The 935-nt window shown below is 55.7% G+C and carries 1 protein-coding gene; it reads right to left on the bottom strand.

Annotated features, from left to right (window positions below; all coding sequences use genetic code 11):
• Positions 1–7: 7 nt before the first annotated feature.
• On the bottom strand, positions 8–935 hold a 928-nt coding region (locus tag QP904_RS11715; protein WP_284836121.1), incomplete at its 5' end, for an IS30-like element IS1513 family transposase.

The raw sequence follows: 935 nt of genomic DNA, 5'->3' as shown, positions 1-935 counted from the left end.
GGCGGAATCAAGCGGTGGATGCGCCACGCTTGAATAGTTCGTTAAGTATTTCACGTGGGGTTGCGCCGCCGAGGATTTGTCGGGGTGTTTCGTTGAGCTCATTTTGCACCCACGCGACATGTTCGGGTGTGACGGTGGCAAAGTCGGTGCCCTTTTTGTAGAACCTGCGCCTGATCTCGCCGTTGGTGTTCTCGTTGGTTGGTCTCTGCCACGGTGAGTGCGGTTCACAGAAAAACACCTGGCAGCCGTCTTTAATCTGGACTTGTGCTGTGACAGCCATTTCTGCGCCTTGGTCCCATGTGATGGTCTTTAGCTGCTCGGTGTTGAGGTCTTTGACCATGTCCTGCAGGGTTGCGACCACGGTGTGTGAACTGTGCTCATCGGGAAGGTGTCCAAGCAGGGTGTAACGGCTGGTGCGCTCTACTAGGGTAATCAGCGCGCTTTTGCCACCTTTACCAATAACAAGGTCGCCCTCCCAGTGCCCGGGAATAGCCCTGTCATCAGCTTCCGGGCTGCGGTGGGTGATCTCAGCACCTTTGATCCAAGGGCGACCGGTTAACACGCCAGCGTTTCGGGCACGACGCTTGCGTGTTGAGCCGCCGCGGATAAGTACGTCTTTAGTCTTCATGACTTCTTCAAGCTCGGCTCGCAGGCTGCCTTTGCCTTGAATGTATAAGGCACTGTAGATCGCTTCGTGGGAAATACGCATGCTTTCATCATCGCTGAAAGCATGCTCAAGCCATGCACTAATGCGCCCAGGTGACCACCTGCGGGCAAGGCAATCGACTACTACACCCCGAAGCGTTGGGCTTTCATCGAGCTTGCGTAGTTTTGGCCGCACCATCCGACCAGCAGTAGAAACAGCAGCGTTGTGGGCGTTATACCGCAGCTGCTCTGTGCCGTCCTCATCGACGATCTTCCAACCATTACGGGTG

This window comes from Corynebacterium nasorum (assembly GCF_030229765.1).
Taxonomy (GTDB): domain Bacteria; phylum Actinomycetota; class Actinomycetes; order Mycobacteriales; family Mycobacteriaceae; genus Corynebacterium; species Corynebacterium kefirresidentii.
This window is presented reverse-complemented; position numbering and strand designations above follow the sequence as displayed.